The sequence below is a fragment of the Bradyrhizobium sp. LTSP849 genome (assembly GCF_000938255.1).
GTDB lineage: Bacteria > Pseudomonadota > Alphaproteobacteria > Rhizobiales > Xanthobacteraceae > Bradyrhizobium.
Genome location: NZ_JYMR01000001.1, coordinates 92,118 through 107,932, shown reverse-complemented (window position 1 = coordinate 107,932; position 15,815 = coordinate 92,118). Strand labels below are relative to the sequence as shown.

The window sequence follows — 15,815 nt, the reverse complement described above, 5'->3', positions numbered from 1 at the left end:
CGGCAGAGCATTGGGCTCGCCCGTAACCCGAAAGCATCACCTATCATGATGGACGCACTTCTGAACAACAGCTCGACACTCACCACACTCATGCGCGCCGCGTGGCGTCTCATCTACACGGGCCAAGGCATTGTGGCGCTGTCGGAAGCTTTTGAGGGCCCGGAGCCCTACTCCGTACGCTGTAACCTCGCGTGGACGCTCCGCGCGATAGGTGAGGACCTTGAGCGCCTCGGGGAACGCCTGGAGAAGTACGTGAATGACCGCGCCGCCAAAGCGGACATCAACTCTGATGATTATCTCGGGCCGCTGATGGCCTAGTGCTCTGCCCTACGTGATGCTTACAGGCGTCCCGCAGCTCAGGTGTCCTTTGGGATCACAGGGAGCTGCGGGCGCGAAGGTCTAAGCGGCCTTCTTTAGCAAGTAGGATTTAGCGCCCCGGCCACCACCGGGAATGTACTGCACCCCAAGAGCGCCCAGCGCTTTGGTCGTCTCGTGTTCCACGTTGTTGAGCGTCTCGCGAAGCTTGCCCAGGCCACTCTTCCCAATGTGCAGTTCGTGTTGAACGCTGGACAGCGAGAGCATGCCCGGCTGTACATCGGCCATGTAGCTAATCAGCCGGGCGTGTGAACTTCCGTTGCGAGGCTGACGGACCTTGGGGCCGTCCAGTTCGAAGTTCCAAGGGACGATGTTGAGCCCTGGCATGTCAGCCCGCACCGCGTCCAAGACTGCCTCGCCCGTCTTATCCTGCGGCAGCACGATGAAGATGTCAGCCGCTGGGCAATTACCTTCTGCGTCAATGACGCGACGGCAGCAGATGCGGTTTATGGCTTGGATCACGGACACCGCAAGTTGGCGGTCTTCCATCACCTTCCGGACATTCGTGTACTGCTTCCACTCGGGGGACCGCAGCCACTTGTCATCCTGGGAACCCTGCAACGCGCAAAACATATTAGTGGCCCACGTCTGCGGCCGGTACGGCAAGCCCAGGATGACAGCCGCGTCGCACTCCTGCCAATCGTTGCGGCCATCCACCGCGCCCCAGTGGCCTACCGCGAAACGCTTGAACCGCGCACCGTAGCCCTTCGTTACCGCCTCAGCGTCCTTGTGCATACACATGAAGACTGAGCGCTCTGGGCCTAGCTCAGCTTCGATGGCGCGCTGCACTCGCGGCCACCGCTCTCCAATGCGTTCAATCATACTGTGCTTGCCAAGTCCCGACGCCCGGGCAAGATGCAGGGTGACGTTGCCGTAGTTTCGCGCATTGCTCGGCACGGCCGGGCGGATGTGATGCTCTTCGAACAGATCCCACAGAAAGTTAGCGCTCGCCGTGGCATCCAGCACAACGGGGCCTGGGGTGTCCAAGGGCATCCCAAGCGCGGCCGAGTTGATGGAATGTCGCTCGCCCGTCTTGGCGTAGTAGGCGAATTGATCCAGCGCGGCTTGAGCGACCTTGAGCGTCTCATCAACGCGAGCAGCTAGGCGTGTGCGGTCGCTGGGGTTGTCGCGGCTGTACACTAAGCGGTCATAGCGGAGGGAAGACATTGCGGTCCGGAGAGGATCGAAGTCTACGCACGCAGGCGCCCCACCGTCTGGCCACAACAACGTCATCGCATTGTCTGAGCTTCCATCTATCTCGACATAGTTCAAGACAACTCTGTGCATCTGCTCCAGCACCGCCACTTGCTCAGGCAATGCTACACGAACGGCGACCGGAATGTGACCGATGACGAATGCTAGGTTCTCTGTCGTCGCGTGACTCTCATCGACCACGTTTGCAAGGGCCTCATCCACGATGGTGAGGAGCCGTTGCCCACCGCGCCATTGGGTCCTACGTTCCCAGGGTTCTCTTAGGTGCTCTTTGAGCCCTCGCTTAGCATTGAGGAATGCTTCGTGCGTTATGATCAGTGCGTCGCTGTCGCGAAGGGCCTCGGGCGTCGCCCGGTTGCCCGAATGATCGACTGCGGCAACGGAGCTGCCTGCGATGCGATTGATGGTCTCCTTGAGCTTGTCTGCTTCCTCTCTCAGCCGCGTCACGATCAGAATGCCAACGGGCCTTTGCGTTTCGCTCAAGTCACGGTTTAGGTCCGCCTGCATGGCTGTGTATACGCAGGTGCCCTGGGTCTTCCCGGTACCCGTGGGCGGCTGCAAGATGCGCCACGGTGACTTCGTACCCTTGGCAGCTTCCACAATTGATTGTTGGAAGTTCTCGCCCATAATCTTCCATAAGGTCCGAAGGGCGGAGGATGTGCATTGGCCTAGGCCCTGGGGGACCGAAGTAGTCCAATGAATGTTCATGCGATCAGAGAAGGCCTGCGGCGACACGAGCGCGTAGGTTTCGACGGTAGAGGGCATCTTGGGTGTTCCTGATTGGACACGACAAGGCGCATAGGAGTCCTAGGAGCCCTAAGCAGCCTTGTGGAATGTTGATGGTGGTCGGTGATTGGTTGTTGGTGACCAATAAAGGTCCCCCTCAAAGCTCTAAGAAGAGAGTCCCTTAGAGGTCTCAGGGGGTCCTTTCTGGCGGTGTTAAGCAGGGTCCACGGCCCCACTTGCGCGTAAGGTAATCGGACGAAGGCGGTGGTCAGGACGGTGCTCCGCTAGGATGCCCCTAGGACCACCTAGGGACTCGCTGGAGTCGTTGAGCCTCGTGGGGCCGGGGTTTCCCTCCAGCTTTCCGCGAGCGCTCCTGAGAGTCCTGAGGGGCCCGTGGAAGGCACCGTGTTTCTTTGTGGTGATTGATGGGGCGGGAGCGCCATCGCGACCGTGTCCACCCAGGCCAACCCAAGAGGCCCTAGGATCACCCAGGGACTCGCTGGAGTCGTTTGAGCCGTGCGTGCTGGGTTTCCCTGTCGGTTTCTGCGGGCGCTCCTGGGCTTCCTAAGAGCGGCCTGGCGCCGTGTAAACGGTTTGCCGTGGGGATAGGACTAGGTGGCCCTAGGACCTCTTCGCAATTCATGTATCAGCATGTGCGCCAGCGCTCTTCCCTTATAGGTTAGGAAAGCTTCGCGGCGGCGCCCGCTGATCAGGGATCGCCGGGTCTCGACGAGATCAAGGCCCGGCTTGTGGCGACGGCGGTTTAACTCACCCATGTCTGCAATCATCTTGCTCATGCCGGGGTCAGTTATGCTGAGCATCCTTGCATGCTCCCCGATGCTCTTCCCTTCGTCAGCAGCAACCCGCAGAAACGTTTGGGCGACGGGCAGGTGCATGGTTCGATTGTGAGACAGCAGCGTCTTCAGGACCCTCTGCATAGTATCCAAGGCCGCTCGTTGCTCGTCCGATAACCGATTGCTTTCCAGCACGGGCCGCTTTCCTCCATCCAGTCGATGCCCACAGGAAGGTGGGATTAAGGTGGCTGGATGACGTTTGAGCACGAGAAGCGAGGACGGACAACGATGTCGCTGTAAACTGATTACGCTGGGATCGGAAACACGCCGCGCCCCTAAGGATCGTCTCAGGGGCGCGGGAAGGCAGGCTAACCGGCACGCACTATGTAGTTCACTGCCACTGATGGCTGCACGACTGCGAATGGGGCGCTGGTGCCGCCATTGTTGCTACCGGTGAACGACGCGGTGCTAGTGGCCTGGGATGCCGACAGGGGCGCACCAGAGACACCGAACGAACCACCGCCGCCAACGCCAGCACCAGAACCACTGACGATCAACTGCGATTGCCCGTTGATGCTGATTGCGCCGTTGGTGACGCTAACAGTGCCAGAGGGCGTGTACGATGGAAGGTTCGTAGCCAACAGTGTGGCGGTCGATGCGCCAATCGGTGCACCACCGAGAACGCCAGTAGCGAGGAGCGTTCGAGAGCTTGCGCCGCCCATGGCGCGCTGGCCTACGGGCACGACCTCGCACAGGTTCGGCACGTTGAATGTGGTCGAGCCGTCTCCTGCGCCGTACTTGGTGCCCCAAAGAGCCCAGAGAACCGGGTAGGCAGTGCGTGAGAGCGTGCCGCCGTTGGCCCAGCAATAGCCACCCTCCGCAGGCAACGTATCAGCGAGCCACATGGTCACGCTGCCGATGGTTACAAGCTGTCCTGTGCCGCCTGAGTACGCTCCAGTCGCCGCGATAGCCGCACCAGCGACACCGCCTGAGGCTAGGACGCTACCAGTGACACCCAGGGACCCTGAGGAAGCCGTAAGCACATTCACGCCGCCCACGGCGAGTGACACCGTGTTGGCGGTGGCCTGATAGAGCCCTGTGTCGGTATCGCCCGCGAAGAATGCGCCCGGGAACGCCACGGTGCCCGCGTTGATCGGGAGCTTGTTGGTGCCCGCAACTGTCGCCACGGCGGCGTCAAGCTGCGTTTGGGACGAAGCGAGCGCTGCGGAAGTGAAGCCCGCGAAGGTGTTCTTGAGAGTGCTCTTGATGAGCCTCATGTGATCGTCGGCTTGCCCGAGGCCATCGGAAGACACGGGGTTCGAAGTTACCAAGTCGTAGATGAAGGAGCCGGTTTCTAAAGGCAATTATTGATCCAAGTTAGGTGTGAGTTGGGTTGGTGAGGTGTGCTGAGTGGAGGCGGTGGACTGAAGTGCGTTAGGACAGTTAAGGGGCCTAGGCGGCAACTGTTGCTGCGGCCTGCTCTTTCTGAAACCAGACATACGAAGCGATCCACGCGTGCGGATGCACTGAGGATACTTCAGGGATGTTGAAGTACGCCCGGGTGCGCGCGTCGATTAGCGCAATCAACTCGGGGCTATGGAAGGCCCAGTAACGATGGTTGCTTCCGATGCCTGAGGACGGCGGTGTGTAATCTAGTTCTTTGGGACACCTAGGCGGCAGCGGGAGTGACCCGCGTTCTCGGAACAGCTTGCGCCAGAGCTGGGCGTCTTTGCTGCCGTGGTGCTTGAGAGCACTTCGGTACGAGTGCGCGGTGGCATAGTCGCGATTGCGGCGGCGGTGGCAGGACCGTGCGTATTCGTCGAACTCTAGGGCACGCCAGCCCGCTTTGGGAGCCGCAGCGAGCCGCTTGCGGTCTAGCGGTGTCTGACATGCCTTGCGAGCCGCCTGCCACGCGGGGCCTGACGGTAAGGCGGTGTCGTCGTCATTGATCAATGGTGGTTCCTTTCCAGTTTTCGCGAAAAATTCCACGCAACAGGTTGGCCGAAGCGAACGCATGTTGTCGTGGGATGGTGGGGCGAGGAGCGCGAAGCTCGCCTCCTTGACTAAGCGGGAGTACTAAAATCAGTCATGTGGTTGGAGCTGCTTAGGAATGTATCGATTTGCTCGGCTTTGCCTTAGAGCACCCAAGTGCCCTGAGCCGCACGCTCCGCACCTAGCGATAAGCCACACTACTGATGCAGGTTCTGACCTGATCAGGCGCTTCTCACTTAGGGTGGGTGTCAAAATTGGTCATGTGATTGAGTGCGTTTGGGAAAAGGTTCATTTGCGGCACACTTTGGAGGAGCGACGCTTTCGGGCTGTTGACACAGGCTCTCACCGGAGCAGCGCGGCGAGGGATTTACTGGCTCAATTTGAAGCCTGCTTTGTCACTCGGGCCGAAATAGGGGTCCCGCTCGAAAGGGGACCCGTTGGAGCGCGAGTGTTGTTTAGGGCGCCACGACCTGCGATAGACGATCAGGGCAGGGGGGGCTTATCGAGATGAGAGTTCTGGGTGCGTTAGCGTTGGCGCTGGTGTTGGGCGCGTGCGCGCGAGGAGCCGCTGTGCGGACTTCCGCCAACACGATGATCGTTCAAACTTCAGCGGCGGCAGTCTGTGGCGGGCAAGGTGCGCTTGCGGCATCTCAGCGACTAGCAGCCATTGAGACCATCCGTGCAGGCTATGACCGCTACATCATCACGGGCGGTGAGGCGCAGAACAATGTGCGGGTGAGCCAACTGCCTGGTAGTTACAACACCGAGGGCACCTACGGGCGCGGCTCCTATCAAGCGACCACGACGTACCAGCCGGGTCCCACCGTTGTGTCTGGCTCACATGACCAAGGCCTTTCCATCGTGATGTTCCATGAAGGCGAGCCTGGAGCTCAACAGGCCGTAGGTGCTCGGGAGGTGTTGGGGCCTGACTGGGAAGAGAAGGTCAAGAAAGGCGTGAGCTTCTGCTTCTAGCGCTGTGGGGGAGGACCTTTCGTTTGTCCGCTTGACTCGAAGTTCTTGTTTCGTTCTACTGGGGAAAATCCCAGGTTCGGTCATGCCCACACTCGAATTTATTCGCTCGGAAATCGAGCGTATGCGCTCGCAAGTCAGCCGACAGCGCAAGGAAATCCTCCAACTTCAGAGAGCTGGGATTGGGGCCGCTTCGGCGGAAGCTCTCCTTTCGCGAATGTTGGCGAAGGTTGACGATCTGTGCGCTGAACGCGACCGGCAGGTGCGGGCGGCAAAGGAAGGCCCGACCTATGCCTCGGGCAAGCCGATACGGGGCACTCCGGCAAACCGCAGGCTGTAATGGATAACCTTCGGCGGTTTCCAGCGCCGTGGGCAATGGAAGAGGAGACGGACTGTTTTCGCGTGAAGGACGCGAACGGCTTCTCCCTCTGCTGCATCGTCCACCGGCAAGACCTTCACGACCGTCCGTATCAGTATGCCGACCAGTTCCTCACCCGTGATGAGGCGAGGCGGCTTGCCAAAGCATTCTCCAAGTTGCCCGAGCTGCTTAAGCGGCCTCAGTATTAGGAACCGGCGAAGACAGTCCGAGTTGCATCGACGTGGGTATTGTAAGCTAGACTGGCCGCCGTTGATCCCCCGACGGCGGCCTTTTTGTGAGTTGCGCAGAGTGGCGAAGCGTTCCGGTATGCCGGGGTTCATTAAGCCCCAGCTGGCGACCTTGAAGAGCAACGCTCCTTCAGGTGCTCAGTGGATTCACGAAATAAAGTATGACGGCTACCGCGCTCAGGTCCATGTCGATCGCGGGGCTACGAAGATATTCACCCGCAACGGACACAACTGGACGACGCGGTTCTCGACCATAGCCGGCGCGTTCAAGCTGAAGAGCCAGACCATCTTCGACGGTGAGATTGTTGTGGTCCACGAGGACCGCACCAACTTCTCCGAGCTGCAGGCTGACCTGGCTAAAGGTCGTCAGGACCGGATGCTGTTCTATGTGTTCGACATCCTCTTCCACAACGGAGAGGATCTTCGCAGCGAGCCCCAACTCAAGCGCAAAGAGCTGCTTAAAGAACTCATCGACATGCTCGACCCACCCGTCCTCTACAGCGAACATCACGAAGGGGACGGACAGGCGCTGTTCGAGGCTGCGGCCCGGTTGAACTATGAGGGCATTGTTTCAAAACGGGTAGACGCGCCGTACCGCTCCGACCGCGTTGAGGCATGGCAGAAAATTAAAACTGTCCAGCGCGAGAAATTCCCTGTCGTCGGGTTCATCAAAGACCCCGGTGGCGTCGCAGCCCTTTACCTCGGCAAGAAAGAGGGCAAGGAGCTTGTCTACATGGGCAAGGTCGGCACCGGCTGGTCCCGGACGGTCTCCAGCGAAATCCGAAAGAAGCTTGATACCGTCGTGAGCCCGAAGGCAAAGCTCACCAGGCCCATCAAGAAGCCGAAGGCTACCTGGGTCGAGCCGACGTTCTATGCCGACATCGAATACCGGGACATCACGTCCGAAGGGTTATTGCGCGCCAGCTCCTTCAAAGGGTTGTCCCGGAAATAGTGTCAGCTACCTGACATAGGAACGGTTTTTGGGGCTTCTCGTTTATCTGCCGTCTCAAAACACGGGAGCAGCACGATGAAGCGAAATCGTTTCAAACAGACCGACTCCCTTCAGGATCGGCTTACAAAATTCGCCGAGGACATGAAGAAGCAGGCAGAGGCAATGCCGGCAGGAAAGGAGCGGGAAGAATTCCTGAAGCGCGCGCGGAGTGCTGACACTGCCGCGCACATTTCCGATTGGGCTTCGTCACCCGGCCTGCGACCACCTACGTGAGCACCACCCGCGCGGCGCTCGCAGGAACTAGCCGTTTCGACCGGCGTTTTTTGTTATCGGCTGCTGCCGTGCGTTGAGTATGCGGCGCGGCCGGAGGGCGCGCGGTATTCTTGCGACCTCTGGAGCAAGGCCCGCGCGCCTATTGAGATGATATGACCAAATCGAATTGCCCGAACTGCCAAGACCTAAGATGGGTCTGCGAGAATCACCCCAACCGCGCCTGGAGCGAGGTGTTAGAGGGAGGGTGTCAGTGCGGCGCCGGCATGCCCTGCGAATGCAACAGGATAGACGACTTCGAGGTGCCCGACGTGGAGGGAGTTATCGAGGAAGTCGAGGGCGAGCTGAAGAAGACTCGTCATTAACTCACTTCTCTTTCCGCACACCCTTGAACTTCTTCGCGCTCTTCTTGACGGCCATGAACTGCCCGCCCTTCTTGTTGCGCTTGGTCGATGTCTCGGTCAGCGGGTTCTTCAACTGCGTGCGCTTCTTCACCGCGCCCTTGCGTGCGTTGTCGCCGGTTGGTTTGTTGACTGCCATTGGTGCCTCCTAAAGAAATACCAAGCCTTGGATCAGTGAGGGAGTTCCTTATGAACTTTGGATGTCTGAGCCAAGGTGGCCAACGGCCTCTGGTCCTCGCTCTTAGCAACGCCGCAACTACCCCAAGAACTCCCAAGGATGCGACGCCCGCAGCTTGCCCTCCAAGGCCTTCTAGGGAGTCGCTGACTCGCTCGGGAGCCCTCGGGCCACCCTGGTAGCCGCCTCGGATGGGGCTTCCTGAGGACTCCTAGAGTCACCTGGACCCGTGTGAACGGTTTGTCGTGGGGACTGAAGTGACCGTCGGTTTGGCTCGGCATCTCATGTTCACGTGACACTTAAGCTCAGGCTTCTTGAGTAGTCCCGGGATCACCAAGGCCTGGCTCCAGCCGAGCAGCGAACGGGCTTTAGACCATCGATTTCAAAGTTGCCCGAGAGGACTTTCGGAAATAGGGGTCCCGCTCAGAAGGGGACCCATTTTCTTTGGGTCGCCTAAGGTCACCAGCGAAGCTACCAGCACCGCGTCCAAACGATCAGCGCTGACGACGTCTATTGGTGAAGGCGGAGCAGACATGGCGACGGCGCGGGCCGCGAGTCTGGATGTGACCCACAACGGACATCCAGGAGCTTGGACTTTTGTCGAAAAGTGCATACGCTCTTCTGGGAGCATCGAAAGCGGAACAAGCGGACTGTTGGTTTCCTTCGCCCGGAAAACGGGCAAAGTGACAACGGCGGTTCACTACCAACCTCGTGTGAGTTCCATCATGGGCGTAATAGAACGAAATAATGTCCATGTTCGCGGCTCGGCCGACCGGACTATGGTGTTTGCCCACGGGTTCGGTTGCGATCAGAACATGTGGCGGTTTGTGGAACCCGCTTTTGAAGGTGAGTTTAGAACTGTCTTGTTCGACCATGTCGGCGCCGGCGCCTCCGACCTCAAGGCCTACGACAAAACCAAATACTCGACACTGGAAGGTTACGCCGACGACGTGGTGGAAATCGGCGGTGAACTTGGTCTGAAGGATGCCGTCTTTGTCGGCCATTCGGTCAGCAGCATGATCGGCGTTCTGGCGGCGCAAAAGGCGCCGGGAATGTTCGGCAAACTGGTGCTGGTCGGGCCTTCCGCCCGCTACATCGATGACGGCGACTATGTCGGCGGCTTCAGTGAACAGCAGATCGAAGAGCTTTTGCAGTTTCTCGAGGCCAATCACATGGGCTGGTCCGCGCAGATGGCACCGGCGATCATGGGTAATCCGGATCGTCCCGAACTCGGCGAGGAATTGACCAACAGCTTCTGCCGAACCGATCCCGATATCGCCAAGGCGTTTGCGCGGGTCACGTTCAAGTCCGACAACCGCGGCGACCTCGCCGGGGTCGAGATCCCGACGCTCATCCTTCAGTGCAGCGAAGACATCATCGCCTCAAAAGAGGTGGGCGAGTTCGTCCATCGCGGCATCCCCGACAGCGAAATCATCATCCTGGAGGCAACCGGCCATTGCCCCAATCTCAGCGCACCCGACGAGGTTATCGCCGCGATGCGAACGTTCGTCTGAGCGTTTCGTGCCCGGCCCCCGCATCGATGATTTCGAGGACATGTTCGAGAATTCTCCCTGCGGCTACATCACGCTGGGGGTGAACGGCCGCATCGCGCGCGTCAACAAGACCTTGCTGGAATGGATCGGCCGAAGCGCCGATGAAATGATCGGCAAGCGGTTCAGCGATTTCCTCAACATGGCTGGCCGCATCTTCTACGAAACCCATATCGCGCCGCTGCTGCGCATGCAGGGCTTCTTCAACGAGTTCGCCATCGACATGATGGCCGCGGGCGGCGAGCCGATGCAGATGATTTGCAACGCGCTGGAAGGCCGGGATGACGCCGGCAAACCGTTGTTCACCCGGCTGGCGCTGTTAAAGGCCACCGACCGGCGGCGTTACGAACAGGAGCTGCTGGCGGCACGCGAAGCTGCAAAGAACAGTCTGGCGAACGAACGCGAGACGTCGGAATTGCGGGAGCAATTTATTGCCGTTCTCGGCCATGACCTTCGCAATCCGCTGGCATCGATCAGCGCAGGCGCGCGCATCCTAGGGCGGGACGCCAAGACTGAGAAAGAGCATCAGGTCGTGGCGATGTTGCAGACCACCGTCACGCGCATGGCGGAGCTGATCGACAACGTGCTCGATTTCGCGCGCGGGCGGCTTGGCGGCGGCATCACCCTTGATCGCAATGCCCGCAAACCGCTGGAGCCCGTGCTGCATCAGGTGATCGACGAACTGCGGCTGTCCTCACCGGGCCGCCAGATCGAAGCCGAATATGCCATCGACACTCCCGTGGATTGCGACAGAACCCGGATCGGGCAACTTGTTTCCAATCTCGTCGGAAACGCGCTCAGCCATGGAACGGCCAGCCAGCCCGTGCGGGTGCGCGCGGAAACGGAGGATGGGCTGTTCAAGTTGTCCGTTGCGAATGGTGGCGAACCGATTCCCCAAGCGGCCATGGAAAGACTGTTCGAACCCTTCTTCCGCGGCGAAGTGCGCGCCAGCCGGCAGGGCTTGGGTCTCGGTCTGCACATTGCCTCTCAAATCGCGAAAGCCCATGAGGGCGTGCTGACCGTGACCTCGACGCCTGAAGAGACCAGGTTCACTTTCGTCATGCCGCTCCGGTGAGCGGTCTAAAGCGGCCCACAAAGGTCGCCTTTTGGCCTTTCTCGGAAGTGGGCTAGCGGTGTGCCAAAGGTTCGGTAATAGCGAAAGAGCGGACTAGGCCAAGGGCGGCGGCTTCTGCTCTTGAACATAGCTCGCAATTGCGCCCTCAGGACTCCTGAGAGACCCGGTGACTCGTTCGTCAACACCCGGGCTACCATGGTGGCGGTCTGGTGGAACGGCTCCTGGGGACTCCTGAGCCCAAGGGGACACGGGCTCGCTCTCGGCGCTCCGCTGAGGCTCAAGCTTCCTGAGAACTCTCGGGTTCTCCCAGCGCCGCACCAGCCGAGCAGCAAACGGGCCTTAAGGCCGTTGATTTGGAATTCTCCGGGGGAATTGTTCGGCAATAGGGGTCCCGCTCAGAAGGGGACCCTTTTTTTCCTGGAGTTCTTCTGGCCTCTTCTGACTTCGTGGCCACCCTCAGCATAATGCGAACTGTCGGCTCATCTTGCGAAGAGCTTGATTAAATCCAAACGCTGACGAACCCAGTCGATCCAAAAGCCGGCCACTGCTCCTGTCGCTTGAAGGAGGAAAATACGCCGAGCTTTGCGAGCGCCGTATTTCGGAAGCCAGCGCTCGTCATAGGCGCGCTGGAGATTCGCAAGCATATCATCGGCCCGCTCCGGGGGGACCAACAGGTCGATAATCAGACCCTTCGGCATTCGGGGGGACCGGCTCAAAATGTTCCCCCATAAATTCCCCGCGGCTATCCAGAGTGGGAGCGAAAGCAAATACAAAGCTGCCGCGAATACCCTGTTCATCCACGAACCAGACGGGCGGATCATTGTTAGGCGAATATCAATCTCAGCTTGCTGAATGTTTTTTCCGTCCTTGCCAGCAAGGGACCAAACCATGACGCAGGCTTCGGCGAGCTTCTTCAAGAGCCTCATGGCTTCGCTCCCCTCAAGCCGGGGGCAGCATCGAATCCTGACGCAAACTGGCGTGCGCGAAACGCCTCATCCAGCGCAGCACGGCCTGCGCCTGTGATCTCGTACAACCGCGGCGCTCGCCCGCCTGGGCGTGATTGCGCCGTTCCTTTACGCCACATCACCAACTTTTTGGCAGACATGCGATCAAGCGTTGTGAAAACAGCGCCGAACGACCGTTCCCTCCCTTCCGCATCGGACAGTTGGCCTTGAACATCAGTTGCGGTCGCCTCGCCCTGCCCGCGGAGAACGATGTGCAGCATCAGTTCTTCTAGTCTGGAGATCATAGGCATAAACTCCACATTTGTAGAGAAAATGGGCTGGTAGCTCGGATTCGTCAAGTCCCCGTGGGTGGCTCCTCAAAACTCCTAAAGCCACCTGTGCCATGGGGCCGGTGGGGCTACGTGAGAACTCCCTGGTATTCAAACGCTGCATCAGCTGAGCAGCATTCGGCCTAAAGGGCGACGAATTTGAAATTCACCTGGGAAATTGCTCGGCAATAGGGGTCCCGTGAAATAGGGGACCCATTTTCTAGGCCGGGGTGCCTTCGCTCACATGACGAAACGCACGATCAGCACCGCGCAGCCGATCAGGATTGAGCCTGCCACTGCGCATTCGAGGGCTACCGAGGCGCACCCGGCGACCATAAGCGTGAGGGCTAGAGCGAGGGTCATGATGCGCTTCCTTACTGTGCTGTCGGACGGTCGAGGAGATTCTTGACGCTCATGGGGTGCCAAGCGCCCCCACGTGCTGTCGCGATACCCCGGGCGTTCAAGGCTTCCGCAATCTGCCTGAACGTGCTCGCTCCGGCCTTCTGCGCCTCGCGGATGATTGGCAGCACGTTCGCTGCATAGCGATCAGCTTCAGCCTTCACAGCCTCTACCGCACCCTTGCGGGCCATATGGAGCCTAGGGTTGCCCAGGGTTATCCCGCGAGCCTTGGCGGCGGCGAGCGCTTGCTTCGTCCGGTTTGAAGTCATCTTCACCTCTTTCTCCGCAATGGCAGCGAACAGGTGGAGCACGAAAGGGTCTACGTCGGCGCCAAGCTCTGCCACCACGAAGGGCACCCTGTGGGCCATCAGGCCCGAGATGAAGTGCACATCACGTCCGAGTCGGTCGAGCTTCGCCACGCCCACGTGGCACCGGAGCTTCCGTGCTTCCGCCAGCGCTGCCTTGAGCTGAGGCCTGCGGTCGAGCGCATCGGAGCCTTTGCCCGTTTCCACCTCCACGAACTCGCGAGCGACGTTGTATCCCTCGGCGGTCGCGAAGCGGGCGAGGGCGTGCCTCTGCGCCTCAATGCCCAGCCCTGAACGGCCTTGGGTGGCCTTTGATACGCGTAGGTAGGTGATAAGGGGAGCCGTGGGCACGTCGAGGTCCTCCAAGCGCTGCTTGTATAAGACCTATACGACCAATTAGAGTTTATACAACGTTCGCTTTGGAATCCCTGTGATTCCGTTATGCATAGCTCGCCGGCGATGGTGACGAAGCGGGTCTGCCGTGAGTAGGGTCTTAAGAGTTGTGATTCCCTTCACAACGACCATAAGACGCAAGGCTCGTGCGCTTGGAGACGCCATGGAGATTTCACAAGAACGTTTTCTATTGGCGTTGGGCGGCCTCAAGCCCAGCGACTGGGAGCGCTTTGAACGCTTAGCTTCCACCTTCTTAGCGTCCGAATGGCCAAAGATTAGAACGATGGCCAGCGCCGGTGGAGATGGTGGCCGCGATTCCGAGCTGTTCTGTGCAGACGGGGTTTCGAACGTCGTGATCCAGTACTCGGTTCAGTATGATTGGGCAGCCAAGGTGCACGCCACCGTAACGCGCCTTCAGGAAACATTCCCGGACGCAACCTTACTAGTTTACGTCTCCAATCAGCTGATTGGGGCGAAGGCTGACGCGTTGCGAACGGAGCTAAGCAAGAAGGGCATTTACCTCGACATACGGGACAAGTCCTGGTTCGTTGAACGATGCAATCTTGATCAAAGTCGAAGCGCCGCTGCTTCCGAGCTTGCTCGCGTTATCGTGGACCCGCTGCTGGAAGCCTCAGGAGTGAAGCACAACGCGGCATCGGCACTATCTGGTCAAGACGCACGCACTGCTCACCATTTTCTAGAGATGCAATGGCGTGACGAAAATGCTTCTAAGGGACTGACGAAGTCATCGTTCGAGGCACTTGTGCGTTCGGCATTGCAAGGCTCTGACAACGAAAAACGAGTAAGCCGTGATGAGGTACATGCCCGAGTGGGCCGAGTTCTGCCGCAGCATTCGCGTGAGCAGCTTTATCCCTATGTAGAAGCGGCTCTCAAGCGACTCACAAAGTTAGCAATTCGCCATTGGCCGAAGGACGATACTTTCAATTTGAGCTTTGAAGAAACGGAACGGTTGAAGGACAGGAAGGCATCAGTCGCGTTGCTGGTAGAGGCCTTCGATGGTGACTTAGACGAGTTGCTCCAAGCTCACAGCGAGCTAAACGTCGCCAAGCGTTCCGAAGTTGTCGAGCTGCTTCACAGAATCATTGAACATTATTTCCTCCGGCAGGGAGAAAAATTTGCAAGCGCGTTAGCTCACGACGAGGACTTTTCGCTAAACGACGAAGATATCGGGCTTGTCGTAAAGGAGCTGTCGCCGAAGGGAAAGCTCGTGACTGGGCGTGACAATGTCCAGTTCCTTCTACACATCATTACTACCTTGATGGCAAGCCCGTCTGAGCAGACGAAAGAGTATCTCCGTCTCCTTGCCGATACCTACACTCTGTTCGCGTTTCTGGAAGAAGTCCCGGACGTCCAGAAGGTCACAAAGAAACTCTTCAACCATGGTCAATTCTGGCTGGATACCAGCGTTCTGCTTCCCTTGTTCGCTGAACAAGCCCTTCCAGAATCTCTGCGTCCGTTTACCGCGCTGTTCAAACAGGCCCATGCCAGTGCGATCACGTTGCGAGTTACGCCGGGTATCTTGGAAGAGATTGAACGCCACTTGAACTTGTGCGTGACCTACACCCGCGAAAGCGTCTGGAAGGGGCGGGTACCGTATGTGGTTGCTCGGTATCTTTTTGCAGGCAAACCCTTGAACGGTTTTGTCAGCTGGGTTGAACAATTCAGAGGAAACCATCAGCCTATCCAGGACATCGCTGACTATCTTGGCGATGAGTTCGGGGTTGAATTGGATGATCCAATCGTATCAGAGGCGCTCGACGAGCAAGTGGTCGCTGCAGTTCGCGAGTACTGGAAGAAAATCCATCAAGATCGACGAGGAGGGTTGGAGGCGCCATTCAGCATCAACGCGAACAGATTGGCAGAGCATGACTCGGAGAACTTCATCTCCGTCTTAAGTGACCGGCGCATGCAAGCGGGGAAGTCTCCCCTCGGATACACCACTTGGCTTCTGACGCTCGATAGCGCAGCGAGGCGGATGCTTCAGGGACTAGAGTGGGAAATCAGAGAAAAAATAAAGCACCTTCCAATCATTTCAGTAGACTTCCTGCTCAAATACCTTGCTTTCGGTCCAAGTCGTGATCGAGTTGCCCAGACGGCTGACCGGATGCCTTACGTGTTCATTGATCCGGTAATGGAAGTTCCGAAGGAGTTGCTCGAAGTCGCGGCCGCAACCCGAAATGAAAGCCAAAACCTTCCTGAACGCATAGTGCAGCGACGTATACGAGATGCCTTAGATCGAGAGAGAATGAAGCTGGGGCCGGTCCAAATAGCGGGTCTCGATGGCTCCTCCGATGCCATAGAATCCATGTTCTAACGACATGTGGGCT

17 protein-coding genes are annotated in these 15,815 nt (G+C 58.7%); 7 read left to right on the top strand and 10 right to left on the bottom strand.

Translation table 11 applies throughout. The annotated features are described in order from the left end of the window. Positions 1 to 45 precede the first annotated feature (45 nt). On the top strand, positions 46 to 318 hold the full coding sequence (locus UB31_RS00500) for a hypothetical protein (RefSeq protein WP_045009409.1): 273 nt from the start codon (positions 46 to 48) through the stop codon (positions 316 to 318). Positions 319 to 399: 81 nt separating this feature from the next. Here UB31_RS00500 and UB31_RS00495 read toward each other — a convergent pair whose 3' ends face one another. From UB31_RS00495 to UB31_RS41095, 4 genes are all read right to left on the bottom strand, one after another. Beyond that, entirely contained in the window at positions 400 to 2,352 is a 1,953-nt protein-coding gene (locus UB31_RS00495) for a DEAD/DEAH box helicase family protein (protein ID WP_045009408.1), read from the bottom strand. Positions 2,353 to 2,924: 572 nt separating this feature from the next. Next, on the bottom strand, positions 2,925 to 3,302 hold the full coding sequence (locus tag UB31_RS00490; RefSeq protein WP_156175117.1) for a hypothetical protein: 378 nt from the start codon (positions 3,300 to 3,302) through the stop codon (positions 2,925 to 2,927). 173 nt (positions 3,303 to 3,475) lie between these two features. Then, the gene (locus UB31_RS00485) at positions 3,476 to 4,471 is read right to left on the bottom strand and encodes a phage tail protein (protein WP_045009406.1); all 996 of its coding nucleotides are present in this window, start codon (positions 4,469 to 4,471) and stop codon (positions 3,476 to 3,478) included. Between the two features lie 88 nt (positions 4,472 to 4,559). Beyond that, positions 4,560 to 5,060 (bottom strand): hypothetical protein, encoded by a 501-nt coding sequence (locus tag UB31_RS41095; RefSeq protein ID WP_156175116.1) that lies wholly within the window; start codon positions 5,058 to 5,060, stop codon positions 4,560 to 4,562. 609 nt (positions 5,061 to 5,669) lie between these two features. Between UB31_RS41095 and UB31_RS00480 the strand changes: the two genes are divergently transcribed. The 3 genes from UB31_RS00480 to ligD all read left to right on the top strand — a co-directional run bounded on the left by UB31_RS00480 (position 5,670) and on the right by ligD (position 7,626). Next, on the top strand, positions 5,670 to 6,071 hold the full coding sequence (locus UB31_RS00480; protein ID WP_245305924.1) for a hypothetical protein: 402 nt from the start codon (positions 5,670 to 5,672) through the stop codon (positions 6,069 to 6,071). 82 nt (positions 6,072 to 6,153) lie between these two features. Further along, entirely contained in the window at positions 6,154 to 6,408 is a 255-nt protein-coding gene (locus tag UB31_RS00475) for a hypothetical protein (RefSeq protein ID WP_045009404.1), read from the top strand. Positions 6,409 to 6,753: 345 nt separating this feature from the next. Then, entirely contained in the window at positions 6,754 to 7,626 is an 873-nt protein-coding gene (ligD, locus tag UB31_RS00465) for a non-homologous end-joining DNA ligase (protein WP_045009402.1), read from the top strand. Between the two features lie 506 nt (positions 7,627 to 8,132). Here ligD and UB31_RS42785 read toward each other — a convergent pair. Beyond that, positions 8,133 to 8,258, bottom strand: a complete 126-nt coding sequence (locus UB31_RS42785; RefSeq protein WP_283806067.1) for a hypothetical protein — start codon at positions 8,256 to 8,258, stop codon at positions 8,133 to 8,135. 4 nt (positions 8,259 to 8,262) lie between these two features. After that, complete coding sequence (locus UB31_RS41980; RefSeq protein WP_197090753.1) at positions 8,263 to 8,436, bottom strand: hypothetical protein; 174 nt, start codon at positions 8,434 to 8,436, stop codon at positions 8,263 to 8,265. Between the two features lie 761 nt (positions 8,437 to 9,197). Between UB31_RS41980 and UB31_RS00455 the strand changes: the two genes are divergently transcribed. Beyond that, positions 9,198 to 9,986 (top strand): alpha/beta fold hydrolase, encoded by a 789-nt coding sequence (locus tag UB31_RS00455; protein ID WP_045009400.1) that lies wholly within the window; start codon positions 9,198 to 9,200, stop codon positions 9,984 to 9,986. A 40-nt stretch (positions 9,987 to 10,026) separates the two neighbouring features. Further along, on the top strand, positions 10,027 to 11,097 hold the full coding sequence (locus UB31_RS00450; protein ID WP_045009497.1) for a PAS domain-containing sensor histidine kinase: 1,071 nt from the start codon (positions 10,027 to 10,029) through the stop codon (positions 11,095 to 11,097). 479 nt (positions 11,098 to 11,576) lie between these two features. Here the strand turns inward: UB31_RS00450 and UB31_RS00445 are convergent, their stop codons facing one another. The 4 genes from UB31_RS00445 to UB31_RS00435 all read right to left on the bottom strand — a co-directional run bounded on the left by UB31_RS00445 (position 11,577) and on the right by UB31_RS00435 (position 13,440). Next, a complete protein-coding gene (locus tag UB31_RS00445) occupies positions 11,577 to 12,023 on the bottom strand; it encodes a hypothetical protein (RefSeq protein WP_045009399.1) in 447 nt (148 codons plus the stop codon). Continuing rightward, positions 12,020 to 12,400, bottom strand: a complete 381-nt coding sequence (locus tag UB31_RS00440; RefSeq protein WP_156175115.1) for a PadR family transcriptional regulator — start codon at positions 12,398 to 12,400, stop codon at positions 12,020 to 12,022. The genes UB31_RS00445 and UB31_RS00440 overlap by 4 nt, the downstream gene beginning before the upstream one ends. A gap of 210 nt (positions 12,401 to 12,610) precedes the next feature. Beyond that, positions 12,611 to 12,733, bottom strand: coding sequence for a hypothetical protein (locus UB31_RS42780; RefSeq protein WP_283806066.1), 123 nt, complete (start codon positions 12,731 to 12,733; stop codon positions 12,611 to 12,613). Between the two features lie 11 nt (positions 12,734 to 12,744). Further along, entirely contained in the window at positions 12,745 to 13,440 is a 696-nt protein-coding gene (locus tag UB31_RS00435; RefSeq protein ID WP_245305923.1) for a recombinase family protein, read from the bottom strand. Positions 13,441 to 13,630: 190 nt separating this feature from the next. Here UB31_RS00435 and UB31_RS00430 point away from each other — a divergent pair, with 190 nt between their 5' ends. Continuing rightward, positions 13,631 to 15,802 carry a hypothetical protein gene (locus UB31_RS00430; RefSeq protein ID WP_045009398.1) on the top strand — a complete coding sequence of 724 codons (2,172 nt, stop codon included), beginning with the start codon at positions 13,631 to 13,633 and terminating at the stop codon, positions 15,800 to 15,802. The last annotated feature ends 13 nt before the right edge of the window (positions 15,803 to 15,815 follow it).